The organism is Pseudomonas sp. NFX183, assembly GCF_047943075.1.
Taxonomy (GTDB): domain Bacteria; phylum Pseudomonadota; class Gammaproteobacteria; order Pseudomonadales; family Pseudomonadaceae; genus Aquipseudomonas.
This window is the reverse complement of sequence record NZ_CP181333.1, coordinates 649,710-674,189: the sequence shown is the minus strand read 5'-3', so window position 1 is coordinate 674,189 and position 24,480 is coordinate 649,710. Positions and strand designations below refer to the sequence as shown.

The 24,480-nt window shown below is 61.3% G+C and carries 24 protein-coding genes; 8 read left to right on the top strand and 16 right to left on the bottom strand.

What is annotated here, in order from left to right; genetic code table 11:
* Positions 1 to 24: 24 nt before the first annotated feature.
* The 6 genes from ispF (at position 25) to rpoS (ending at position 5,130) form a co-directional block, all read left to right on the top strand.
* A complete protein-coding gene (ispF, locus tag ACM530_RS03300; protein ID WP_313057500.1) occupies positions 25 to 498 on the top strand; it encodes a 2-C-methyl-D-erythritol 2,4-cyclodiphosphate synthase in 474 nt (157 codons plus the stop codon).
* Positions 495 to 1,553, top strand: a complete 1,059-nt coding sequence (gene truD / locus ACM530_RS03295; protein ID WP_416364260.1) for a tRNA pseudouridine(13) synthase TruD — start codon at positions 495 to 497, stop codon at positions 1,551 to 1,553. The genes ispF and truD overlap by 4 nt, the downstream gene beginning before the upstream one ends.
* On the top strand, positions 1,541 to 2,290 hold the full coding sequence (gene surE, locus ACM530_RS03290) for a 5'/3'-nucleotidase SurE (RefSeq protein WP_145161904.1): 750 nt from the start codon (positions 1,541 to 1,543) through the stop codon (positions 2,288 to 2,290). The genes truD and surE overlap by 13 nt, the downstream gene beginning before the upstream one ends.
* 41 nt (positions 2,291 to 2,331) lie before the next feature.
* Entirely contained in the window at positions 2,332 to 2,967 is a 636-nt protein-coding gene (locus ACM530_RS03285) for a protein-L-isoaspartate(D-aspartate) O-methyltransferase (RefSeq protein ID WP_169850588.1), read from the top strand.
* Positions 2,968 to 3,176: 209 nt separating this feature from the next.
* The gene (locus ACM530_RS03280) at positions 3,177 to 4,013 is read left to right on the top strand and encodes a peptidoglycan DD-metalloendopeptidase family protein (RefSeq protein ID WP_145161907.1); all 837 of its coding nucleotides are present in this window, start codon (positions 3,177 to 3,179) and stop codon (positions 4,011 to 4,013) included.
* Positions 4,014 to 4,119: 106 nt separating this feature from the next.
* A complete protein-coding gene (gene rpoS / locus ACM530_RS03275; RefSeq protein ID WP_016974430.1) occupies positions 4,120 to 5,130 on the top strand; it encodes an RNA polymerase sigma factor RpoS in 1,011 nt (336 codons plus the stop codon).
* Between the two features lie 206 nt (positions 5,131 to 5,336).
* Here rpoS and ACM530_RS03270 read toward each other — a convergent pair whose 3' ends face one another.
* Positions 5,337 to 5,546, bottom strand: coding sequence for a cold-shock protein (locus tag ACM530_RS03270; RefSeq protein WP_002554837.1), 210 nt, complete (start codon positions 5,544 to 5,546; stop codon positions 5,337 to 5,339).
* Between the two features lie 389 nt (positions 5,547 to 5,935).
* On the opposite strand from ACM530_RS03270, the gene dcd reads away from it, so the two are divergent.
* Both dcd and ACM530_RS03260 read left to right on the top strand, forming a co-directional pair.
* Positions 5,936 to 6,502: a dCTP deaminase gene (dcd, locus tag ACM530_RS03265; RefSeq protein WP_106577147.1), complete on the top strand. Its 567-nt coding sequence runs from the start codon at positions 5,936 to 5,938 to the stop codon at positions 6,500 to 6,502.
* A 107-nt stretch (positions 6,503 to 6,609) separates the two neighbouring features.
* Positions 6,610 to 6,810 carry a hypothetical protein gene (locus tag ACM530_RS03260; protein WP_106577146.1) on the top strand — a complete coding sequence of 67 codons (201 nt, stop codon included), beginning with the start codon at positions 6,610 to 6,612 and terminating at the stop codon, positions 6,808 to 6,810.
* A gap of 30 nt (positions 6,811 to 6,840) precedes the next feature.
* On the opposite strand, the gene pdeM is transcribed toward ACM530_RS03260, so the two are convergent.
* The 15 genes from pdeM to ACM530_RS03185 form a co-directional block, all read right to left on the bottom strand.
* The gene (pdeM, locus tag ACM530_RS03255; protein ID WP_404487236.1) at positions 6,841 to 7,491 is read right to left on the bottom strand and encodes a ligase-associated DNA damage response endonuclease PdeM; all 651 of its coding nucleotides are present in this window, start codon (positions 7,489 to 7,491) and stop codon (positions 6,841 to 6,843) included.
* Positions 7,491 to 9,971 (bottom strand): ligase-associated DNA damage response DEXH box helicase, encoded by a 2,481-nt coding sequence (locus ACM530_RS03250; RefSeq protein WP_416364259.1) that lies wholly within the window; start codon positions 9,969 to 9,971, stop codon positions 7,491 to 7,493. The genes pdeM and ACM530_RS03250 overlap by 1 nt, the downstream gene beginning before the upstream one ends.
* A 57-nt stretch (positions 9,972 to 10,028) precedes the next feature.
* Positions 10,029 to 10,793: an ABC transporter ATP-binding protein gene (locus ACM530_RS03245; RefSeq protein ID WP_106577143.1), complete on the bottom strand. Its 765-nt coding sequence runs from the start codon at positions 10,791 to 10,793 to the stop codon at positions 10,029 to 10,031.
* A 13-nt stretch (positions 10,794 to 10,806) separates the two neighbouring features.
* Positions 10,807 to 11,925, bottom strand: a complete 1,119-nt coding sequence (locus tag ACM530_RS03240; RefSeq protein WP_404487237.1) for a succinylglutamate desuccinylase/aspartoacylase family protein — start codon at positions 11,923 to 11,925, stop codon at positions 10,807 to 10,809.
* Between the two features lie 9 nt (positions 11,926 to 11,934).
* Positions 11,935 to 12,645 carry an ABC transporter permease gene (locus tag ACM530_RS03235; RefSeq protein WP_145161917.1) on the bottom strand — a complete coding sequence of 237 codons (711 nt, stop codon included), beginning with the start codon at positions 12,643 to 12,645 and terminating at the stop codon, positions 11,935 to 11,937.
* Positions 12,642 to 13,370 carry an ABC transporter permease gene (locus ACM530_RS03230; RefSeq protein WP_416364258.1) on the bottom strand — a complete coding sequence of 243 codons (729 nt, stop codon included), beginning with the start codon at positions 13,368 to 13,370 and terminating at the stop codon, positions 12,642 to 12,644. The genes ACM530_RS03235 and ACM530_RS03230 overlap by 4 nt, the downstream gene beginning before the upstream one ends.
* A gap of 59 nt (positions 13,371 to 13,429) precedes the next feature.
* A complete protein-coding gene (locus tag ACM530_RS03225) occupies positions 13,430 to 14,209 on the bottom strand; it encodes a transporter substrate-binding domain-containing protein (RefSeq protein WP_106577139.1) in 780 nt (259 codons plus the stop codon).
* A 311-nt stretch (positions 14,210 to 14,520) separates the two neighbouring features.
* Positions 14,521 to 16,155 (bottom strand): ATP-dependent DNA ligase, encoded by a 1,635-nt coding sequence (locus ACM530_RS03220; protein WP_416364257.1) that lies wholly within the window; start codon positions 16,153 to 16,155, stop codon positions 14,521 to 14,523.
* Positions 16,152 to 17,156, bottom strand: coding sequence for a ligase-associated DNA damage response exonuclease (locus ACM530_RS03215; RefSeq protein WP_145161921.1), 1,005 nt, complete (start codon positions 17,154 to 17,156; stop codon positions 16,152 to 16,154). The genes ACM530_RS03220 and ACM530_RS03215 overlap by 4 nt, the downstream gene beginning before the upstream one ends.
* A 202-nt stretch (positions 17,157 to 17,358) precedes the next feature.
* Positions 17,359 to 19,800: a penicillin acylase family protein gene (locus ACM530_RS03210; RefSeq protein WP_416364256.1), complete on the bottom strand. Its 2,442-nt coding sequence runs from the start codon at positions 19,798 to 19,800 to the stop codon at positions 17,359 to 17,361.
* A 207-nt stretch (positions 19,801 to 20,007) separates the two neighbouring features.
* Positions 20,008 to 20,652, bottom strand: a complete 645-nt coding sequence (locus tag ACM530_RS03205) for a glutathione S-transferase N-terminal domain-containing protein (RefSeq protein WP_416364255.1) — start codon at positions 20,650 to 20,652, stop codon at positions 20,008 to 20,010.
* A gap of 93 nt (positions 20,653 to 20,745) precedes the next feature.
* Positions 20,746 to 21,531, bottom strand: coding sequence for an ABC transporter ATP-binding protein (locus ACM530_RS03200; RefSeq protein WP_416364254.1), 786 nt, complete (start codon positions 21,529 to 21,531; stop codon positions 20,746 to 20,748).
* Complete coding sequence (locus ACM530_RS03195) at positions 21,528 to 22,601, bottom strand: FecCD family ABC transporter permease (RefSeq protein ID WP_416364253.1); 1,074 nt, start codon at positions 22,599 to 22,601, stop codon at positions 21,528 to 21,530. The genes ACM530_RS03200 and ACM530_RS03195 overlap by 4 nt, the downstream gene beginning before the upstream one ends.
* Positions 22,602 to 22,756: 155 nt before the next feature.
* Positions 22,757 to 23,872 carry an ABC transporter substrate-binding protein gene (locus ACM530_RS03190; RefSeq protein ID WP_416364252.1) on the bottom strand — a complete coding sequence of 372 codons (1,116 nt, stop codon included), beginning with the start codon at positions 23,870 to 23,872 and terminating at the stop codon, positions 22,757 to 22,759.
* Positions 23,873 to 23,904: 32 nt separating this feature from the next.
* Complete coding sequence (locus ACM530_RS03185; RefSeq protein WP_416364251.1) at positions 23,905 to 24,399, bottom strand: TonB-dependent receptor plug domain-containing protein; 495 nt, start codon at positions 24,397 to 24,399, stop codon at positions 23,905 to 23,907.
* Positions 24,400 to 24,480 lie beyond the last annotated feature (81 nt).

Genomic DNA, 24,480 nt, shown 5'->3' with positions numbered 1-24,480 from the left:
TGAATTAAATCGGGGCGTTTTTTTATGCGTATTGGCCACGGCTACGATGTGCACCGTTTCGCTGAAGGCGATTTCATCACCTTGGGCGGCGTGCGCATTGCACACCACCATGGGTTGCTCGCTCATTCCGACGGCGACGTTGTATTGCACGCCTTGAGCGATGCCTTGCTCGGCGCAGCGGCGTTAGGCGATATCGGCAAGCACTTTCCAGACACCGACCCTACCTTCCAGGGGGCGGACAGCCGCGTCCTGCTGCGCCATGTGGTCGGCCTGATCCACGCCAAGGGCTGGAAGGTCGGGAATGTCGACAACACCATCGTGGCCCAGGCACCGAAAATGGCCCCGCATATCGAATCGATGCGCGCACTGATTGCCGCGGATCTGCAAATTGAATTGGATCAAGTCAACGTGAAAGCCACCACCACCGAAAAACTCGGGTTTACCGGACGGGAAGAGGGCATCGCGGTGCACTCCGTTGCCTTGTTGCTGCGCGCATGAATGACTTGCAACTGTTGGGCCCGCGGGCCTACGGCGAGGCTTTGGGCAGCGCGGTATTAAAAGCGACGGCTGAAGATTTCCAGGTAGACGAAGTGCTGGATATTCCGCTGACCGGCGACGGCGAGCACCTGTGGCTGTGGGTTGAAAAGCGCGGTTTGAATACCGAAGAAGCCGCGCGGCGCATCGCCAAGGCCGCCGGCGTGCCGCTGCGTACCGTCAGCTATGCTGGGCTCAAAGATCGCCAGGCGTTGACGCGCCAGTGGTTCAGCGTGCAACTGCCGGGCAAGGCCGATCCGGACATGAGCGGTGCGCAGAACGACACCCTCAAAATCCTCAAGATGGCCCGTCACAAACGCAAGCTGCAGCGTGGCGCGCATTCGGCCAACGGCTTTACCCTGCGCCTGACCCAGTTGGCTGGCGACACCTCCGCCATCGACGCGCGTTTGCAGCAGATTGCCCAGCACGGCATCCCCAACTACTTCGGCGCCCAGCGCTTCGGCCACAACGGCGGCAACGTGGCGGACGCGCGTGAATGGGCGGCCCGCAAGGCCTTGCCGGAGCAGCGCAATGTGCGCTCGCGGCTGCTGTCTACCGCGCGTAGTTTTCTCTTCAATAAAGTCCTGGCGGCACGTGTTGCAGACGGTTCCTGGCAGCGCGCCCAGGTCGGCGACTTGCTGGCGTTTACTGACAGCCGCAGTTTTTTCCCGGCGGGGGAGGCTGAATGCAGCGACCCGCGCCTGGCGATTCTGGACCTGCACCCGACAGGGCCGCAGTGGGGCGAAGGCGATTCGCCGGCGTCGGGGGCAACCTTCGCGCTGGAACAGGCAATCGCCGACGGTGAAGCCGACCTGCGCGATTGGCTGGTGAATGCCGGCATGAGCCAGGAACGTCGCATTCTGCGACTGCCCATTGGCGGGTTGACGTGGCATTATCCCTCGCTGGACATTCTGCAACTGGAATTCGTCCTGCCGGCCGGATGCTTCGCCACTGTCTTGGTGCGCGAGCTTGTTGATCTGGTGCCGGTGGGGCAGACGGACAGCCCATGCGTATTCTGATATCAAACGATGACGGTGCCACCGCACCCGGCCTTGCCGCGCTTTATGCTGCGCTGGAAGATTACGCCGAGTGTGTGGTGGTTGCCCCGGACCAGGACAAGAGCGGCGCCAGCAGTTCGCTGACGCTCGACCGTCCGTTGCACCCGCAGGTTCTGGCCAATGGCTTTATCAGCGTGAACGGTACGCCCACCGATTGCGTGCACCTGGCGATCAACAGCTTGTTGGCGCAGGAGCCGGACCTGGTGGTGTCGGGCATCAACCTCGGCGCCAACCTGGGCGATGACGTGCTGTATTCCGGTACGGTGGCGGCGGCGCTTGAAGGGCGTTTCCTGGGCCGCACCTCGTTCGCCTTTTCCTTTGCCTCGCGGCAGCTGGATAACCTGGCGACGGCGGCGTATTTCGCCCGCAAACTGGTGGAGGCCCACGGGTCCCTGGACCTGCCGCCGCGCACAGTGCTCAACGTCAACATCCCTAACTTGCCCCTCGACCATATTCGCGGCATCCAACTGACGCGCCTGGGCCATCGCGCCCGTGCGGCCGCGCCCCTGAAAGTGGTCGATCCGCGCGGCAAGGAAGGTTATTGGATTGCGGCAGCCGGCGACGCCGAGGACGGTGGCCCGGGCACAGACTTTCATGCGGTGATGCAAGGTTATGTATCGATTACCCCGTTGCAGCTTGATCGCACTTTCAGTGATGCCTTCAGTAGTCTCGATGGCTGGCTCGAGGGGCTGCGTTGATGGCGCGTGAACAAGACGACCTGCTGCGCCGTGGCATCGGGATGACCTCGCAGCGTACCCGCGAGCGTTTGATCCAGCGCCTGTACGAAGAAGGGCTGTCGAACGCCCAGGTGCTGGAAGTCATCCGGCGCACACCACGCCACCTGTTTGTCGACGAAGCCCTGGCGCATCGGGCCTATGAAGACACCGCATTGCCCATCGGCCACAACCAGACCATTTCGCAGCCTTATATGGTCGCGCGCATGAGTGAGCTGTTGCTGGCGGCGGGGCCTTTGGACAAAGTGCTGGAGATCGGCACCGGTTCGGGCTACCAGACTGCCGTGCTGTCGCAACTGGTGGAGCGGGTGTTCTCGGTGGAGCGCATCAAGGTCCTGCAGGACCGCGCCAAGGAGCGCCTGGTGGAGCTCAACCTGCGTAACGTGGTGTTTCGCTGGGGCGATGGCTGGGAAGGCTGGCCGGCGCTGGCGCCGTATAACGGCATCATCGTTACCGCCGTTGCTACCGATGTACCGCAGGCGTTGCTGGATCAACTGGCACCTGGCGGGCGGTTGGTTATCCCGGTGGGCTCCGGCGAAGTGCAACAATTGATGCTCATTATCCGGGAAGACGAAGGCTTTTCCCGGCACGTACTGGGCGCCGTGCGCTTTGTACCGTTGCTCAATGGCCCGCTGGCCTGATCATTTATTCGCAAACAGTGAATTCTGTGGGTGGGGATGTGTCTTACAGCGGGGCTTATAGAGTCAACATGATGGGAAACCGGGTTTAAACATGATGAATTTTTCGTTTCAGTCGTGTGCCGGTAAAAATCCAATGCCCAGTTATACTTGCGTCATATTTCAAGCCTGATACAGGCGTTCATGTTCAGCCACCACAAAGGGAGCGGCGGGTGAGTCTCACAGGTCCTGCGCAGCGTATGAGTAAAACAAGCTTTCAGCGACTGGTGCTTGGCCTTGTCTTGAGTTCCTTATTGGCGGCCTGTTCGAGCACGCCATCGAGCGGTGCGCGGGTGGTTGACCGCAATAAAGCAGCGCCGCAAAAACCGACGGTCACCACCGGGCAGTATGTAGTGCGAAAGGGGGACACGATGTTCTCGATCGCCTTCCGTTACGGCTGGGATTACAAGGCGCTCGCAGCTCGTAACAATATTCCTGTGCCCTATACGATACATCCAGGTCAGACCATTCGTTTCGATGGGCGCACCGGTTCAACGCCTACGACAGTTGTGACAAATTCCGGATCTTCGCCGTCGTCTTCGAGCAAAACCACGATCATTACCCGGCCTGCAGGCACCGCCGCGCCTAGCGTTGCGAGCAAACCGGCGCCTGCGCCGTTGCCGCCTGCAGGGCCTGCCCCGACCGGTTGGGGATGGCCTTCAAACGGGGTGTTAATTGGAAAATTCTCTTCAAACGGTAGTTTGAATAAAGGCATTGATATCGCCGGGGATTTGGGACAGCCTGTTTTAGCTGCGTCTGATGGGACAGTGGTGTACGCCGGGAGTGGTTTGCGGGGCTACGGCGAACTGGTCATCATCAAACACAGCGATACCTACGTCAGTGCTTACGGTCATAACCGCAGGCTGTTGGTTCGGGAGGGGCAGCAAGTCAAAGTCGGACAGACAATTGCCGAAATGGGGTCAACTGGTACAGACCGGGTGAAACTGCACTTTGAGATTCGCCGCCAAGGGAAACCTGTAGATCCGCTGCAATTCCTTCCCCGTCGTTGATGTGTTGCACAGCCTGTTCCCTCACGTAGAAGGAACAGGCTCCAGCGTTGCCAAGGATAGAGGCGTCGCTTGAGCTTGAGGTCGAACTCACCAAAGGACTATAACAATGGCTCTCAGTAAAGAAGCGCCGGAGTTTGACATCGACGATGAGGTTCTCCTTGAAATGGAGATACTCACCGAAAAGGAATCGATGTCGAATGATGAAGGGTCTGCTACACCTTCAGTTCGCACCAAATCCAAGAACTCCACCGCGTTAAAGCAACACAAGTACATTGACTACACGCGGGCGCTCGACGCGACGCAGCTGTACCTCAATGAAATCGGCTTTTCCCCTCTGCTCACTCCCGAAGAAGAAGTCCATTTTGCGCGCTTGTCGCAAAAAGGCGATCCGGCTGGGCGCAAACGCATGATTGAAAGTAACTTGCGCCTGGTGGTGAAAATCGCCCGACGCTACGTCAATCGTGGGCTGTCGCTGTTGGACCTGATCGAGGAAGGCAACCTGGGCTTGATTCGGGCGGTGGAGAAGTTCGACCCTGAGCGGGGCTTCCGCTTTTCGACCTATGCCACTTGGTGGATTCGTCAGACCATCGAACGGGCGATCATGAATCAGACCCGCACGATCCGGTTGCCGATCCATGTGGTCAAGGAGCTCAACGTCTACCTGCGGGCGGCGCGTGAGCTGACACAAAAACTCGATCATGAACCTTCGCCTGAAGAGATCGCCAACCTGCTGGAAAAGCCGGTAGGCGAGGTTAAGCGCATGCTCGGCCTGAACGAGCGCGTGTCTTCGGTCGATGTCTCGCTGGGTCCGGATTCGGATAAAACCCTGCTGGACACCCTGACGGATGATCGTCCGACGGATCCTTGCGAACTGTTGCAGGACGATGATCTTTCCCAAAGCATTGACCAGTGGCTGTCTGAGCTCACGGACAAGCAGCGTGAAGTGGTGATTCGCCGCTTCGGCCTGCGCGGCCATGAGAGCAGTACCCTGGAGGACGTAGGCCTGGAGATCGGTCTGACCCGTGAGCGGGTGCGGCAGATCCAGGTAGAGGGCCTCAAGCGCTTGCGTGAGATCCTGGAGAAGAATGGCTTGTCGAGTGAGTCGTTGTTCCAATAAGCGACGCGGGACTAAGTGTGGGAGCGGGCTTGCTCGCGAATGCGGAGTGTCAGTCGACAGATGTGCCGACTTATCCATCGCATTCGCGAGCAAGCCCGCTCCCACATTTTTTTGTGCCCGGCATTACGTCTGCGTGAGGGTCAAATCCCGGGCATAAAAAAACCCCGCTTTTGAGGGCGGGGTTTTTTCGACTAAGTCAGTACAAGTTAGATAACTTGAACTTCTTCAGCTTGCATGCCTTTCTGACCGCGGGTAGCGATGAAAGAAACCTGTTGGCCTTCTTTCAGGCTTTTGAAGCCGTCGGATTGGATAGCTTTGAAGTGAACGAACAGATCGTCACCGGATTGTGGAGTGATGAAGCCGAAGCCTTTTTCATCGTTGAACCACTTAACGGTACCAGTTTGGCGATTAGACATGGTGTATCTCCTTGGACAAAGTTAACTGCGACTCAGGAAAAGCCCTGGCCGAGACTGAGTGCAAAGAGCAGGAAAAATTCTTGGAGATGGTTGGATCGAAATTCAACATATCGTGTAGAGATTCTCAGTGACACAAGCAGCACAGTGGCGCCACCTTAACCCTTTTTCCGGAACGTGCCAATGGTATTTCCGAAGGTTTCTCTATTTTCGTGACTGGCGGTGGTATTTACAGTCACAGGGGACCGCACTATAAGCCCCGGCCCTGTTGGCTGCGGCTTGCAGCAGCCGGTGCATTCATCAAGAAAAGCCCCGCGCCCTTTGAACCCCGCAGCCGGCCCCGGTAAGATGCCCAACAGAATTTTTCCACCTCGCTATTCAGGACACCCGCCATGAGCATCAAATCGGACAAGTGGATTCGCCGCATGGCGCAAGAGCACGGCATGATCGAACCGTTCGTTGAACGCCAGATCCGTGGCGCCGGCGACGCTCCGGTGATTTCGTACGGTGTTTCCAGCTATGGCTACGACGTGCGTTGCGCCGATGAATTCAAGGTGTTCACCAATATCAACTCGGCGATCGTCGACCCTAAGAACTTCGACGAGAAGAGCTTCGTCGACGTCAAGAGCGACGTGTGCATCATCCCGCCAAACTCCTTCGCCCTGGCGCGCACCGTGGAGTTTTTCCGCATCCCGCGTGACGTGCTGACTATCTGCTTGGGTAAAAGCACCTACGCGCGCTGCGGCATTATCGTCAACGTGACGCCGCTTGAGCCCGAGTGGGAAGGTCACGTGACCCTGGAGTTCTCCAACACCACCACGTTGCCGGCCAAGATCTACGCCAATGAAGGCGTGGCACAGATGCTGTTCCTGCAGTCCGACGAGGCTTGTGAAGTCTCCTACAAGGACCGCGCCGGCAAGTATCAGGGCCAGCGTGGCGTCACACTCCCACGCGCTTAATCGAAAGGTCTTACACGTTAAGGGAATTAGTCTGCGGGAAGTGACTCTATTGGGTGTACTGCCTCGGTGCGTGCAAAACGCGCCGAGCCACGCTTGAGGAGTACTTTATGAAGATCGACCCGCGAATCAGCGCCGAACTCGCCCGGCTTGAACCCAACCAGATTGGTGTTCTGGCCTGGTCCCTGATGGCCGACCCTGCGTATGCGGGCGGCATCCCTGGTCAACCTGATCAAGATTGGCCGCAACCGCCCACCGAGCCTGGTGAACCGACGCTCCCCGATGAGCCGCCACCCGCGCCTGTCGCCTGATCGTTCAGGGCAGGAGACATGGCCGGTTCTTCAGCACACCGGCCATACGTCCTCATCGCCGATCACAAATATCTGCCGATCGTCGCGCTGTTCCACTGAATAACCCCCGGTAAAGGCGCCAAACGCCGGCAGCAGGCTGATCTGCGACCCGAGCTGAAAGCACGGCAGGCGCAAGCTCTGCCGGCCCCGGCCGCGCAATCGATAGACCGGGTGCACATGCCCCGCCAGTACATGGTGGCTGGCATGCGCGTCCGGTTCGTGTTGCAGGGCAAACGGCCCCATCAGCAAAGGCTCCGGCACCACCTCGATGCCCAAGTCGGCCGGTGGGTCACCTGCGCGTTTATCGTGATTGCCGCGAATCAGCGTCAGGCTCAGGTCGCGATTGCGCTCACGCCAGGCTCTCAAGGCGCTCAGCGTGCCGCTGGCGTGAGAGCCGGGGCCGTGCAGGAAGTCACCGAGAAAGATCACCTGCTCGCACGGCAAGGCCGATAACAGCCGGTCCAGGCGTTGCAGGTTTTCAGTCGTGGTGCCTTGGGGCACCGGTTGCCCAAGGCTGCGGTAGGCGGAGGCCTTGCCAAAATGCACGTCGGCAATCAGCAGGCACCGACGTGAGGGCCAGTACACGGCCTTTTCCGGCAGCAGCCACAGCTCTTCTCCCTCAAGCATTACCGAACAGTGCATCAGCGTTTCCCGTTATCTGCGACTTTTTCCAGGTCCTTGACCATCCGTGCAATGCGCTCCGAAAGTTTCTCCGAACTCATGCTCTCGCGCATCCGCTCAACCAGCAGTGGGAAGGCCAGCGGTGTAGGCCGTTCGATCAGGTGCAGGTCCAGTTTCAGCGCGGCCAGATGGCGCAATGTCTGTTCCAGCCGACGAATATCCAACTCATCACGCAGGACTTCTTCCCCGGCCTGGGTCAGCAGCAGGTTCTGCGGGTCATATTGCTTGAACACTTCAAAAAACAATCCGCTGGAGGCCTGAACCTGCCGCGTGCTTTTTGGCGCCCCGGGGTAACCCGCGAACACCAGCCCGGCGATGCGCGCGATCTCGCGAAAGCGCCTGAGGGCCAGTTCCCCGGCATTCAGGCTGGCTATGACGTCGGTCAGCAAATTTTGCGGACTCAACAACGCTTCGTTCAGCAGCAATGGCCAATCCACCGGCGTGGCGCTCAACAGCTCCAGCCCGTAATCATTCACCGCAATCGAAAAGGTCACCGGCTGCTGTTGGCTGACCCGCCACGCCAGCAGGCTGGCCAGGCCCAGATGCACTTGGCGTCCGGCGAAGGGGTAAAGAAACACGTGCCATCCTTCCCGCGACTTCAGGGCTTCGGCCAGTAAATGCTTGCGCGTCGGCAGGCCCGACCAGCGCAACTGGGTTTGCAGCAAGGGTTGCACCGCCTGCATTTCCGGGCCGTCAAAATGCCCGTGCGCCGCCGCATCAAAACGCTCGACCACCGCCTGCGCCAGCTCGTTGGAAAGCGGCATGCGCCCGCCATTCCAACGCGGCACGGCGGCTCTTTTCGCAGTGCTGCGACGCACGTAAGCAGTCATGTTTTCCACGCGCACCAGCTCCAGCAAACGCCCGGCGAACAGAAAACCATCACCGGGTTTGAGCCGTGCGATAAAGCCTTCCTCGACACTGCCCAGGTTCTTGCCGCCGCCGCCTTTGCTCCAGAATTTCAGCTGGATACTCGCGTCACTGACGATGGTGCCTACGCTCATGCGATGGCGCCGCGCCAGGCGTGCATCCGGCACGCGCCACACGCCGTGCTCATCGGGCTCCACGCGGCGGTAATCCGGGTAAGCCGTCAGCGACAATCCGCCATGGCGCACAAAACCCAACGCCCAGGCCCAGTCGGCTTGCGTGAGGTCACGGTAAGCCCAGGCCCCGCGCACTTCCGCCAGCAGCGCGTCCGGCGTAAAGCCTCCGCCCAGCGCCATGCTCACCAAATGCTGTACGAGCACGTCCAGCGGCTTGTAAGGCGATTCACGGGCTTCGATGCGCCGTTGGGCGATCGCGTCCTGGGCGGCGGCCGCTTCCACCAGCTCCAGGCTGTGGGTCGGCACCAGCGTCACCCGGGACGGCCGCCCTGGTGCGTGGCCGGAGCGTCCGGCGCGCTGCATCAAGCGCGCCACGCCTTTGGCCGAGCCGATTTGCAGCACGCGCTCCACCGGCAGAAAATCCACGCCCAAATCCAGGCTGGAGGTGCACACCACCGCTTTGAGCTGGCCGTCTTTCAAGGCTCGCTCCACCCAGTCGCGCGTTTCGCGCGAGAGTGAGCCGTGGTGCAGCGCGATCACGCCCGCCCAATCCGGACGCGCCTCGAGCAACGCCTGGTACCAGATCTCCGACTGCGCCCGCGTGTTGGTAAACACCAGGCAACTGCTGCTGGAGTCAACTTCGGCGACGACTTGCGGCAACATCTTCAAACCAATATGCCCGGCCCAGGGAAAACGCTCGGTGGTAGGCGGTAACAAGGTATCGACCTGCAGCGTTTTGGCCGTTTGCCCCTGCACGTTGATCCCGCCACCTTGTGGGACCAAAACCTCCAGTGCGTGAGCCTGATTACCCAGCGTCGCCGAAATTCCCCACACCATCAGTTCCGGATGCCAACGCCGCAAGCGCGCCAGCGCCAGTTGCAGCTGCACGCCACGCTTGTTGCCGATCAGTTCGTGCCATTCATCCACGATGACCATGCGCAACTGCGCCAGGCTCGATTCACTGTCGGCACGCGCCAGCATCAACGTAAGACTTTCCGGCGTGGTAACCAGCGCGGTGGGCTGACGGCGGGTTTGGCGTGCGCGTTCGCTGCTGCTGGTATCGCCGGTGCGCAGGCCGACGCTCCAGGGAATCTGCAGGGCCGCCAGCGGCGCTTCAAGGGCGCGTGCAGTGTCGGCGGCCAGCGCGCGCATGGGTGTAATCCACAGCACCGTCAGCGGCTCAGCCGGCGGTTTGCGTTTGCCGGTGGCGGGCGGGCGAGTGATGGCGAAGCGATTGAGGGCGCCAAACCACAGTGCATAGGTTTTACCCGCGCCGGTGCTGGCATGCAGCAAGCCTGACTGACCCTGCTTGACGGCCGCCCATACCGCTTTCTGAAAGGCGAACGGTTTCCAGCCCTTGGCGGCAAACCAGTGTTTTGCGAAGTCGAGGGGTTTTGCCATGGATGGGCTGACGCTCTGGAGGCTCTCATTCAGAGACCCTCCAGGCGCCGCAAAGGTTTACTTCAAATTGCCGCTCAAAAACTGCTGCAGGCGCTCGCTCTTCGGATTGCCCAGCACATCCGCAGGCGCACCTTGCTCTTCCACCAGGCCCTTGTGCAGGAACAGCACCTGGCTCGACACCTTGCGCGCAAAGCTCATTTCGTGGGTGACCATGATCATGGTGCGGCCTTCCTCGGCCAGCCCCTGGATCACCTTCAATACTTCACCGACCAGCTCCGGGTCGAGGGCCGAGGTCGGCTCGTCGAACAGCATCACCTCCGGCTCCATGGCCAGGGCGCGGGCGATGGCCACCCGTTGCTGTTGGCCACCAGACAAAAACGCCGGGTATTGATCGGCCACGCGCGCCGGCAAGCCGACTTTGTCGAGGTAGCGACGGGCGCGGTCTTCGGCGTCCTTTTTGCTGCAACCCAGCACCCGGCGCGGCGCCATGGTGATGTTCTCCAGCACGCTCATGTGGCTCCACAGGTTGAAATGCTGGAACACCATCGCCAGCCGTGTGCGCAGGCGTTGCAGCTCGGCGTCGTCGGCCACGCGCATGCCGTGGCGGTCGCTGACCATGCGGATTTGCTGGCCGTCGAGGGTCATCGCGCCGTCGTTGGGGGTTTCCAGAAAGTTGATGCAGCGCAAAAAGGTGCTTTTGCCCGAACCGCTGGCGCCGATCAAACTGATCACATCACCGGTCTTGGCCTTGAGCGAGACACCTTTGAGCACTTCATTGTCGCCATAGCTTTTATGCAGGCCTTCAACGGTCAATTTGTACATGGGGCTTGCATCCTCAAGGCGAAAGTAGGTAGCCGCTGCGGTAGGCTTCATGGCCTGCGACATGGCTGATCACCATGCCGGCCGTGGCCATGCGCCGCAGCGAACGGGCGTAAAGCAGGCCGGCGCTTTTACAGTGCACGGGCGTTACGCGGTCAGTAAGGGGGTCGATGATTTCGGCGATCAATTGCCCGGCTTCCAGGTATTCACCGGGCAGGGCGCTGAAGACCAGCAAACCGCCAACGGGCGTGGTCACAGGCTCGACGCCCGCCAGTGGGGTGGCCGGGTAGGGCAATGGGGGCAGTGGCGCCGCGGTGCCTTCAATCGCGCCGAAGTGGATCAGGTAGTCGATGATCGCCTGGCAGTCGAGGCGGGCCAGGCCGTGGTTGACGTCGCCCTGGCCGCGCAGCTCGACGGTCACCGAAAAGCTGCCCATGGGAATCGGGAAGCGCTCGCCAAAGCGTTGCTGCAACTGCCACCACACCAGGGTGAAACATTCATCGAAGGACTGCCCGCCGGAATCGGTGGCAAGCAAGTTGGCTTCCGAGCCGATGTAGCGTGCCAGCGGCTCCACCTGCGGCCAGGCTTCGGGCGTGGTGTACAAGTGCGCCACGGCTTCGAAGTCGCAATGCAGGTCAAGCACCATGTCGGCATCGCAGGCCAGGCGTTGCAGCACCAGGCGTTGGGATTGCAACTGGGTGTCGGCCGATTGCCGGGCGAGGGCATTGGACAGCGCGGCACGGATCAAACGGGCGTTGTGCTGCGCGTCATCCCCCAGCAAATACTCGACCTGGTTACCCACCTCTTCACTGAGGTCGACAAACCGGCGGTTGAAATTCTGTCCGCTTTCCAGCTCGTAGCGGCCCAGCGGAATATCCATCAACACTTGCTCCAGGCCCACCGGGTTGGCAATTGGCACCAACACGATTTCGCTGCGCAGCCTGCCGGCCGCCGCCAACTCGGCGAGGCGGGCCTTGAGGTGCCAGGCCACCAGCATGCCCGGCAGTTCGTCGGCATGCAGCGATGACTGGATGTAGACCTTGCCTTCAGCCTGTTCCGGGCCGAAGTGGAAACTGTGAATTTGCCGCGCCGTGCCTGGCACCGGCGCGATCAGATCATGTACCTGATGACGCATGACGACTCCTTAATGGCTCGGCCCGAGAAAGGCCAGCCAACGGCGCTCCGCCAGACGAAACAGCCCGACCAGCGCAAAGGTCACGGTCAGGTAGATCAGCGCAGCGATGCCGAATGATTGAAAGGTCATGTACGTGGCCGAGTTGGCGTCCCGGGCCACCTTGAGAATGTCCGGCACCGTCGCGGTGAATGCCACGGTGGTCGAGTGAAGCATCAGGATCACTTCATTGCTGTAGTACGGCAACGAGCGGCGCAGCGCCGACGGCATGATCACATAGGCATAGAGCTTCCAGCCGCTCAGGCCGTAAGCCTTGGCTGCCTCGACTTCGCCATGCGCCATGCTGCGGATCGCCCCGGCGAAAATCTCGGTGGTGTAGGCGCAGGTGTTCAGGGCGAAGGCCAGGATGGTGCAGTTCATCGCATCCCGAAAGAACGCGTCCAGCACCGGTTGCGCCCGCACGGCCGCAATGCTGTAGATCCCGGTGTAGCAGATCAGCAGCTGGATATAGAGCGGCGTGCCACGAAACAGGTAGGTGTAAAACTGCACCGGCCAGCGGATGTAGCGTTTGCGCGACACGCGGGCGATGGACAGCGGGATCGACACCACAAAGCCAATCACCAGCGCCGCGCTGAGCAGCCACAGGGTCATTGCCAGCCCGGTGATGTGCTGGCCGTCGCTATAAAGGAAGGGGCGCCAGTATTGCTGCAGAAGTTCGATCATCGCACGGCCTCCCGGGACCCAGCGGAGTAACGGCGCTCAAGCCAGCGCAGGACGACATTGGACGCGCTGGTGATCAGCAGGTAGATCAACGCGGCGATGACCAGGAAGTAAAACAGTTGGTAGGTGCTCTTGCCGGCGTCTTGAGCGGCCTTGACCAGGTCCGCCAGGCCGATGATCGACACCAGCGCCGTGGCCTTGAGCATCACCATCCAGTTGTTGCCGATGCCCGGCAGGGCAAAGCGCATCATCTGCGGGAAGGTCACGAAGCGAAACCGCTGCCCGCGCGTGAGCCCGTAGGCGGTCGCCGCTTCCAGCTGGCCCCGCGGCACGGCGAGGATCGCACCACGAAAGGTCTCGGTGAAGTAGGCACCGTAGATGAAGCCCAGGGTGATAACCCCAGCGCTGAATGGGTCGATCTCGATGTAGTCCCATTCCATGAAGTCGGTAAAACCGGTCAGCCAGATTTGCAGGCTGTAGAAAATCAGCAGCATCAGCACCAGGTCGGGCACGCCGCGAATCAAGGTGGTATAGAGCTGGGCGGGGACGCGGATCAGTCTGACGCTGGACAGTTTCGCGCTGGCGCCGAGCAAGCCGAGCAGGACGCTGACGGCCAGGGAGGCGACCGACAGTTTCACCGTCATCCACGTACCTTGCAGCAACAGCGGGCCGAACCCCTTCAAACTGAAGGCACTCAGCCCCAGGGTTTGCAAAAGATCTTCAAACATGAATTCAGGACCTATGGCGATAAAAAAGCGCCCACCTCAAACAGGTGGGCGCCAGGGTGTTATTTACCGCTGTACAGGTTCAGATCGCCGAAGTGTTTCTTCTGGATGGTGGCGTAGGTGCCATCATCGTGTAACGCTTTGATACCTTTATCGAGCAAGGCCTTGAGGTCTTTGTTACCTTTTTTGATACCGACCGCCGTTTTGGATGGCAGCAATGGGTCGTCGATGGCCTTGCTGACTTCGTAGTCAGCGCCTGCCGGCGACTTCAAAAAGCCCAGTTCGGCTTGCAGCATGTCTTGCACCGAAGCGTCGAGACGACCGGACGTCAGGTCGGCATACACCTGGTCCTGGTTGGCATAGGCCTTGGTGGTCACACCGGCTTTGTCCAGCACCGCCTTGGCGTAGGCTTCCTGGATGGTGCCTTGCTCGTAGCCCACGGTTTTGCCCTTGAGGGACTCAGGCGTGGAGAAGTTCGCGCCTTTTTTGAACACCAGGGACGTCGGGCCGGAGAACAGCTCGTTGGAGAAGTCGATCGCCTTTTCACGGGCTTCGGTCACGGTCATCGAGGAAATCACGCCGTCGAACTTGTTGGCGTTCAGGCCTGGAATCATGCCGTCGAAGTCACTTTCAACCCACTTGCACTTGACCTTCAGCTCGGCGCAGATCGCATTGCCCAGGTCGATATCGAAGCCTACCAGGCTGCCGTCAGCGGCCTTGGATTCGAACGGCGCGTAGGAAGGATCGACACCAAAACGCAATTCCTTGTATTCCTTGGCGGTGGCAACACCAGCAGCCATGCACAGAGCCAGTGCAGAAAGGGTCAGCAATGCTTTTTTCATTATGTAATCCCTGGAAACCAAGATAAGCGCTTGTGGCGCGTTTAGGACTGTTACTGAACGGTGTCAGACGGATCACGAGTAGCAATTTCTGCACCATAGTTCCGAATGACTGTTTTAAAAGGTGGGATAAGGGAGATGAGAGTGTAGGAGATGCCCGAAAATGGGCATTGATTTTTCAGTGCACCATTTTGGATCTTGACGCGAATCAGACGTGGGAGCGGGCTTGCTCGCGAATGCGGCGGGTCAGTCAATTCATCTGTCACTGGCCCACCGTATTCGCGAGCAAGCCCGCTTCCACATGAGGATGTATTTCAGGTCAGGAGGTCCTGCAGCGTGGCCAGGTTGTCCGCCTCATCCACCGCCTTATCCTGGCGCCACCGCAGCATTCTGGGAAACCGCACCGCAATCCCGCTCTTGTGGCGCTTGGACAGGGCTATCCCTTCAAACCCCAGCTCAAACACCATGCTCGGCGTCACACTGCTCACCGGCCCGAATTTCTCCACGGTGGTTTTGCGCACAATCGCGTCGACCTTGCGCATTTCCTCGTCGGTCAGGCCTGAATAGGCCTTCGCGAACGGCACCAGCGTGCGTTCGGTGCCGGGCGGGCCATCCCACACCGCAAAGGTGTAGTCGCTATACAGGCTGGCGCGGCGCCCATGGCCACGTTGGGCGTAAATCAACACCGCGTCGACGCTGAACGGGTCGACTTTCCATTTCCACCACACGCCCATGTCCTTGGTGCGGCCCACGCCGTACAGGCCGTCCTTGGCCTTGAGCATCATGCCTTCCACGCCCAACTGGCGAGACGCCTCGCGTTGCTGCGCGAGGTCTGCCCAAGAGGTCCCCGTCAGCGAAGGAGATGGCAGCAGCACAGGCTGGTTGCACAGGGCAATCACCCGCTCGAGTTGGGTGCGGCGTTCGGCCTGGGTGTGATTGCGCCAATCGTCGCCCTCGAACTCCAGCAGGTCGTAGGCGAGGACGGCGACCGGTGCATCTTCAAGCACCTTTTTGCTCAAGGTCTTGCGGCCGATACGCTGTTGCAGCAGCGCGAAGGGTTGCACTGCGTCCTTCCACACCACGATTTCGCCGTCGATCACCGTGCCATCCGGCAGGCCGCTGACCAGGCTGTGCAGTTCGGGAAAACGCTCGGTGACCAGCTCTTCGCCCCGCGACCAGACCCACAGCCGGCCTTCACGCTTGACCAGCTGCGCGCGAATGCCGTCCCACTTCCATTCCACCTGCCAGTCGGCGGGAGAGCCGAGCAGGGCGTCGAATTGCTCCACCGGCTGCGACAACCCATGGGCCAGAAAAAACGGATACGGCTGCCCGCCGCGTTGCGCGTGTTCGTCGGACGATTCGGCAGCAATCAGCTTGAGGTAGCCTTCAGGCGTAGGGCGATTGGACAGGTCGGTGTAGCCCACCAGGCGTTGCGCCACGCGCTTGCTGTCGAGGTCGGCCATCGCGGCGAGGGCGCGGGTGACCAGCAGTTTGGACACGCCGACGCGAAAGCTGCCGGTGATCAATTTGATACAGACCATCAGGCTCGGCTGATCCAGCTGGGCCCACAGTGCGGGCAGGCGTTCGGCGAGTTCCAGAGGCGGCAAACCCCGCAGGGGCAGCAGCTTTTCTTCAAGCCACACCGCCAGGCCATCTTCCGAGGTGTAGGTGGATTCGGGTAACAGCAGGGAAATGGTCTCGGCCAAATCGCCGACCGACTGGTAGCTCTCTTCAAATAACCACGGTTCGATACCTGAGGCTTCGGTGGCCATGTCGCGCAGCAGGCGCGTGGGCACCAGTTGCCGAGGCCGCCCGCCGGACAGGAAATACACCGCCCACGCTGCATCGTCGGGCGGGGCTTGGCGAAAGTACGCCTGCAACGCGGCGAGCTTGGCATTGCTGGACGTGGTGGCGTCGAGGTTGGCGTACAACTCGGCGAAGGCTTTCATGCGCTGGCCTCCTCTTCGTCATCGCCGTATTCGGTGGTGAAGCCCTGGGCATCCAGGCCTTTTTCCCGCAGGTGACGCACCAGAACACCGACAGAACCGTGGGTAACCATCACCCGCTCGGCGCCGGTTTGCTCGATGGCCCACAACAGCCCCGGCCAATCGGCGTGGTCCGAGAGCACAAAGCCACGGTCCACACCGCGGCGCCGCCGCGTACCGCGCAGGCGCATCCAGCCGCTGGCGAACGCGTCGCTGTAGTCGCCGAAACGCTTGATCCAACTGCTTCCGCCTGCGGACGGCGGGGCGATGATCAGCGCCTGGCGCAGCAACGGGTCGGTCTTTTTGAAGTCGCCGGCGTAGAGGGTTTCAGGGATATAAATGCCGGCTTCGCGGTACACGCGGTTCAAGGGTTCGACCGCGCCATGGCTGAGGATCGGGCCAATGCTGGCGTCGATGCCATGCAGGATGCGCTGGGCCTTGCCGAACGAATAACAGAACAACACGCTGGCCTTGCCGGCGGCGATATTGGCCTGCCACCAGTCATTGATCCCGGCGAAAATCTGCGCCTGGGGCTGCCAGCGGTAGATCGGCAGGCCGAACGTGGATTCGGTAATAAAGGTGTGGCAACGCACCGGTTCGAAGGGCGCGCAGGTGCCGTCGGGCTCGACTTTGTAGTCGCCGGAGGCGACCCAGACTTCGCCCTGGTATTCCAGCCGCACCTGGGCTGAACCCAGCACGTGCCCGGCAGGGTGGAAACTCAGGGTCACGCCGTGGTGCACGAGTTTTTCGCCATAGGCCAGGGTTTGCAGATTGATGTCCTGGCCCAGGCGCGAGCGCAAAATGCCTTCACCGGGCGCAGCGGCCAGGTAGTGCTCGTTGCCGGTGCGGGCGTGGTCGCCGTGGGCGTGGGTGATGACCGAGCGTTCCACCGGCCGCCATGGGTCGATGTAAAAATCTCCGGCGGGGCAGTAGAGGCCTTCGGGCCGGGCGATGACAAGGTCCATGGGCGTGCCGGGGCAATGGGCTTATCAAATAGGAGGAGGGGCACAGCGCAGAAGTTCTATCGGAATGCATGCAGTCCAACTGTGGGAGCGGGCTTGCTCGCGAAGGCGTCGTGTCAGTCACCGAATAGTTGGCTGAACAACCGCCTTCGCGAGCAAGCCCACTCCCACATTTTTGATCCGGTTTCTTCAGTGAAAAACCGGGTTATTTGCCGGGTGTGAGTGTCAAGCGGGTTTTCCCGTACACCTTGTCAAAGTTCTGCGGCTGCATCGGGAAGCTCAGGTATTGCGCCTTGAGCGACGGGTCGATGCCGTTCGCATAATTCGGGCTGGCCGGGTTGCCGGACTGGCCAATGCCGCCCTGGCCCATCATCGGTTCAATCTGGCCGAAGTCGACAATCATGCGCAGCGCCGGCACCTGGGTGGTGGTGAAGTCCTGGCCCCAACGGTAGGGCGCCGGATTCAGGGTGTTGTGGTCGCCGCCGCTGGCGAACGGGCCGCGAATCACCTGGCCGTTGGTGTTTTTCCAGGTGGTGGTGTGCAGCTTGCCCCACTGCCAGGCCTTGTGGTCGGCGCCCAATTGGCTGTCGCCGGTCGTGATCGCGGCGGCCAGGCTGCGGGCCAGGATCGCCGGTTTGTCTTCTTTTTGCGCCGTGCGCACGTCGTCCCAGAACGGGCTGTCTTCGCGGCCCAGCAGGTGGTCGGCGTTGGCGGAGTAGGACAGGTTGGCGTTGCTGATAAAAGCCTTCCAGCTGGCGCTGTTTTCCGGGCCGAGTTCGTCGAGGAAGATCTGCTTGGTGCTTTCCTGCAGGAACAGCTCGTAGATCGCCGCGTCGGCAGACGTTGGCGCCAGTCGGCCATCAAACGCCATCAGGCGATTCAGCGCCTCGCGGGCCTTGGTCGCGTCAGCCGCCGGCAGCGCATCGATCGCCTGTTTCAACGGCTGGGCCATGCCCGGCGCCTGGAACATGGTCTTGAGCTTGGCGGCGAAGGGGGTGGTCTGGTCGTACTGCATGGCGATCATGCTGCGGCTGTCATGCTTGCCGGCGTTGGCCAGCTGCGCCAGGCGTTCGCTGCGCTCCGGTGCATCCCAGGAATTGGACAGTTGCATGCCATAACCGCGTGGCGCGGTGCGCTGGTTGGCGGTGCCGATCCAGCCTTGGGCCGGGTCCTGATCGTACGGGTGCAGCATCGCGTCGGCGTAGCCGTCCCAGTCAAAACGCGCGTCCCAGCCCGGCGACGGCAGCAGGCCTTCGCCTTCGCGGCGGTTGGGGAAGCGGCCGGTGACTTGCCAGCCGATGTTGCTGGCGTCGGCGAAGATCATGTTCAGGGCGATGGCGCGGATTTCCCGGGTCGCGTCCGACGCCTTGCCGGCGTTTTGCGCACGGGACAGGTCGAAAAACGCGTCCAGGCTCTTGTCGTCCTTGAAGTCGGCGGTTTGCAGGGCCAGGCCGAAACCGCTGGTCAGCGCCTGGCTGCTGTTGAGCAGGGCGCCGTGGCGAGTTTCGTAGACCACTTCACGCAGTGGCCGCTGGCCTTTGGCGAAGTAGGTTTCGTTGCGCACGGTGGCCGGCAGCCATTTGCCGTTGTTCTCGTAGTACAACGCGTTGCCTTGGCGTTTGACCTTTTCCAGGAACAGGTCCTGGGTGTCGCCCTTGACCGCGCTCATGCTCCACGCGACTTTGCCGTTGAAGCCGGACAACAGGGTCGGCAGACCGGCAATCGAGGCGCCGACTGCCTGGTATTTGGGCGCACGGATCTGCACGTAATTCCACGACGACGGCGCTTGCGGCTGGGCGGCAAGGTCGCTGGCCAGCAGGCTTTTGCCGCTGCGGCTGCGTTGCGGGCCGATGGCCCAGTTGTTGGAGGTGGTGACCGCCAGGGCGTTGAGGCTGTTCAACTGCTGGCCGACGCTTTCCAGGCCCGCAAGGCCCGTGATCTGGCCCAGGTTCACGCCCTTGAGCTTGTCGGCCTCGTCCGCCGGGATTGGCTCATCCGGCGCGCTTGGCGTGAGCCAGGCGAGCTTGTCGACGCCGACTTTCTGCGCCAGCACCAACGAGGAGAGTTCTTCTTGCAGGTTGCTCGATTCGCTGAAATTCAACAGGCAGAACAACAGCGCCGAATCTTCCGGTTTCCAGTACTCGGGCTTGTAGCCGGTCTGGGCCAGGTCCGGCGGCAGCTTGTCGCGGTAGCGGAACAGGTAGGCGTTGACGCCGCGGGCATACACTTCAAAGAAGCGCTTGAGGCGCGGCGACGACGCGTTGTACAGCTCGCCGGCGCTTTTTTTCAGGTTGACCGCGCGCATGAAGCGGTCGACATCCAGCACCTCCGGCCCGGACATTTCCGCCAGACGGCCCTGAGCCAGCAGGCGCAAAGTGACCATCTGCGTGATGCGGTCGCTGGCGTGCACGTAACCGAGGCTGAACAGCGCGTCATGGAAGGTGTTGCTTTCGATCAGCGGCATGCCTTGGGCATTGCGGCGTACCGACACATTCTGTGCCAGGCCTTTGATCGGCTGCACGCCGGCAACGGGCGGCAGGGTGTCCTGGGTGCTCTGGAGCTGGCAACCGGCCAGGCTTAAAGCACTGGCCACTGCCGCGGCAACGCCGAACCGGGGAAGAAAATGTGAGAGGGCTGGCGAGGCCATGGCAAAGCTCCTGCGGGGGGTAGCGTCATTAAAGGCGCTACGTTAGTGAGCGCGGCGAAACGACGCAAGCAGGAGTTTGGGTTAAGCGCGATAACTTGAGACGAATAGAGATCAATGTGGGAGTCGGGCTTGCCCGCGATGCAGGCACCGCGGTTTTTCATGTGTACCGAGGTGATGCTATCGCAGGCAAGCCAGCTCCCACAGAGATCAGGCTTTGGGCGGATTCACTTTCTGCACCAGCTCATACGCCCGAACGGTCGCCGGGCGTTCCTTGATGCTGTTGAACCAACGCTGCGCGTGGGGGAAATCTTCCAGGCGCTGGCTTTGCCACTTGTGGGAAACAATCCACGGGTAGATCGCCATGTCGGCAATGCTGTAGTCCTCGCCCGCCACGAAGGCGCGGTCCGCCAGGCGCCGGTCCAGCACGCCATACAGGCGCGCGGTTTCATCGACGTAACGCTTGATCGCGTAGGGGATTTTTTCCGGTGCGAACTGGCTGAAGTGATGGTTCTGCCCGGCCATTGGCCCCAGCCCGCCCATTTGCCAGAACAGCCACTGCAATGCCTCCTGACGACCGCGCAGGTCTTTGGGGAGGAACTGGCCGGTTTTTTCCGCGAGGTACAGCAAGATGGCGCCGGATTCAAACAGTGAAATCGGCGCGCCGCCGTCGCTCGGGCTTTGGTCGACGATGGCCGGGATACGGTTGTTGGGAGCAATCGTCAGGAAGTCTGGTTTGAACTGGTCGCCCTGGCCGATGTTGATCGGGTGCACCTTGTAGGGCAGACCGGCTTCTTCCAGGAACAGTGAAACTTTGTGACCGTTGGGGGTAGTCCAGTAATACAGGTCGATCATGAAGCTCTCCAAATGAGCGAATGCCTGCAGGTATAGGTGATGATCCAAGGGCAATAATTCAATCAAACATTTGCGTCTAATCTTAGAAGCGTTTCACATAGCCCCATCGACCAGCACCTGCAACGACTGCTGCGAGCACCGTTCAATGCGCACCCGCACGCCGTAAACGTCGGCAAACAGCGCCGGGTCAAGCACCTCATCCGCCACGCCACTGGCGTACAAGCGGCCCTGGCGCAGCACGGCAATGTGGTCGGCAAACCGCGCGGCGAGGTTGATGTCGTGCAGCACCACCACGGCGATCAGGTTGTGTTCGCGCACCAGCCCACGCACGCAGTCCATGACCTTCAACTGGTAATTGAGGTCGAGGGCGCTGGTGGGTTCGTCGAGCAACATCACCTGTGGGCGGCGCGCGATGAGTTGGGCGAGGCTGACCAGCTGGCGTTGGCCACCGGACAAGGTGCTTAACAGTTGATCGGCCAGGTGTGCGATGCCGATGCGTTGCAACGCCTCAAACGCTTCACGCAGACAGGCCTCGCTGGACAAGGGAATGCCTTCGACATGGGCCACGCGCAATGCGGCGATCACGCTTTCCATCACGCTGAGGCTCAGGCCCGGCGGCAGGTTTTGCGGCATGTACGTGACGCGGCGCGCCCGCTCGGCCACGGACATGGCCGACAGGTCAAGCTCACCCAGCCTTACCACGCCTTGCATCTTTTCCAGCCCGGCCACGGCGCGCAGCAAGGTCGACTTACCGGCGCCATTGGGGCCGATCAGCGCGGTCAGGCTGCCGTGGGGCAGGGTAGGCAAGCTCAGGTCATGCACGATTTGCCGCCGGCCATAACTGACGTTGGCGTTGTGCACCGATAAGCCCTGGTTCATAGCTGCCTCCCGCGCTTGAACACCAGCACCACGAAAATCGGCACGCCCACCAATGCGGTGACGATGCCGACCGGCACGATCACGCCCGGCATGATCAGCTTGCTGGCAATCGACGACAGCGCCAGCAGCAACGCGCCGGTCAAGGCGCTGGCGGGCAGCAGGAAGCGTTGGTCTTCACCCACCAGAATCCGCGCGATATGCGGACCGACCAGACCGATAAAACCGATCGTGCCTACAAACGCCACGGCGGTGGCCGACAACAAGCTGATGCGCAGCAACGAGAAAAACCGCAGGCGCTTCACGTCCACGCCAAAGCTTTGCGCGCGGTCTTCGCCCATGCGCAGCAGGGTCAGGCGCGGTGCGGCGGCGAAAGAAAACGGCATCACCACCGCCACGACCAGGGCGAGGATGCCGAGTTTGTCCCAGTTGGCCCGGGTCACGCTGCCCAAGGTCCAGAACACCAGTTGCTGCAAGACATCTTCAGTGGCGACCAGTTGCAGCAGGGCCACGACCGCATTGCAACTGAACACCAGCGCGATGCCGAACAACACCAGGCTTTCCACGCCCGCGCCGCGCAGGCGCGACATGGCTTGCAGCAAAAATACCGAGGCCGCCGCGAAGATAAAGGCCGAGATGGAAATCGCCGTGTTGGCCGACACCCACAACGTGGTCACCGGAAACACGATGACCAGCGACGCGCCCAATGCGGCGGCCGACGACACGCCGAGGGTAAACGGGCTGGCCAGTGGGTTATTCAGGATCGCCTGCATCTCAGCCCCGGCCAGCGACAACGCGCAGCCCACCAGCACGGCCATCAGCGCGTAGGGCAAGCGCACATTCCAGATGATGACGTGGTCGGTGGCGCTGAGGTGCGAGGGGTGCAGGATGCCGTCGAGCAAAGCCGGCAGGCCCATGCCCGGCAGGCCCATGCCCGACGGGCCACTGGCCAGGTCCACCAGCATCGCGCAGACCAGCGCCGTGCCCAGCAGTGCCAGCAGCCAGGCGCGGCGTGCCAGCAAGCGGCGGTAGCCGTGAGTGGCACTGGCGAGGTCGAGGGTTTGAGTGGTCATTTGGCTCACACACATTTAACAAACGATGAACATCCAGATATGGGAGCTGGCTTGCCGGCGATAGCGGTGTATCAGTCGACTGATTCAGTGGCTGACACTCTGCTATCGCCGGCAAGCCAGCTCCCACTGACTGCGTTCCAACAGGGCGATAAGTGTTACTGGGTTTTTGCGTCAATCCAGTAAGCACCCTGCAACGGCATGCCCAGGAACTGTTGGTTGATTTGCTCCATGGTCGCCTGCGGGTCAAGCGTGGCGAACAGCTGCGGGTGCACCCACTTGGCCAGCGCTTCGATCGCCAGCAGGTTGTACGGCGAGTTGTAGAAGTCATGCCACAGGCCGTGGGCATTGCCCTCGCGGATGGCCCGAAGATTGGCGAACTCCGGCCGCGCCAACACCCGATCAAATGCCTCACGTGCTTCATCAGGGCTTACGCCAGCGCCCAGGATCAGCCCAGGCTTGTGGTTGCCGGTGGCCACGTACACGTCCGGATCAGCCTTCAGCGCGTACTCGACGCTGATATCGCCCAGCGCACCCGGCACCACGTCGGCGGCGATATTGCGCCCGCCGACCAGCTTGATCACTTCACCCATGCCGCTTTTGCCGGTGGTGTGCCCAGGTGCCTGCCAGGCACCGGCCAGCAGTTCCAGAAACACGCTCGGGCGCGGACCCGCCGGCAGCGTGGCGACGGCGTCGGTGATGACTTTGATGTGCTGGTCATAGAAGGCCAGGAAGGCGTTGGCCTGGGCTTCACGCCCCAGCGCCTGGCCCAGCGCGATCATGCTGGTGTGGGTGCCTTGCACCGGGTTGATACGGAAATCGACGAACAACACCGGGATGCCCGCCTTGGCCAGCACGTCAGCCACCGCGCTGTGTTCGGTCGGCCCGTGGCCGGAGATGCTGAACACCGCCAGGTCAGGTTTGAGCGAGAGAATTTCCTCGGCGCTGACGCTTTGCTCGGAGGCTTGCCCGATCAACGGGATGTCTTTGACTGTCGCAAACTTCGCCACATAGGCGTTGTAGGTGTGCGGGTCCAGCAGCTTCAAGTCGTTCTGCCAGCCAACGATGCGCTGGAACGGCGCGTCCTTGTCGAGCAAGGCAAATGCCGAAATCAAGCGACCTTCGCCGAGCACCACGCGTTTGACGTCATCCTTTACCTCGACCTTGCGGCCCAGCACGTCGGTGACTTCATGGGCGGCGGCGGTTTCGGCATGGCCGAGCACCAGCGCGGCGAACAGCACGCCGAGCTTGAGCACGTTACGGGGTTTGAACATGGCGGAGGCTCCTGATGCGGGAAAGTTAGAACTCATAATCGACACTGGCGGTGAGGGTGCGGCCGGCGCCCGGGATGCCGTAGAGCTGGAAGCCGTCGAGGGATGCGCCGACCTGGCTGTACGGTCAGGCTTTGCTCGGACGAAAAGCCGCGAATCGAAAACAGGTCGCCCCAGCCCAGGTTGCCTTCACCGGACATGAAGGTGATGCCCGGCACGTTGCGCAACACTTCCTGCAGGGTTTGCGCGTTCTGCTCTTTAAGCACTTGCTGCGGCACGATGGTCACGCTTTGCGGCGCGTCGAGCAGCGGCTGACTGATTTTCGCCGAGGTCACCCGGTCGACTTTGAAGGCGGAGGTGGTTTCTTCGCCGTCGACCTTGATTTGCGGCAGGCTCACCACCGAATCGTCTGGCGTGGCGGTGCGCGCATCGGCCCAGGCAGTCGGTGCGACACTGCCGGCAGCGAGAAAGCCGAACATCGGTGCCAGGGTGGTGTGCAGCGTGTGACGGTGCGGGGTGGACAGTGACATGGCGGTGACCCGAGCCTAAATTACAATTACTCTCATTTAGGTTCGGTAGTCTAAAGAGCGATTCGGCCCGCCATACCCCGG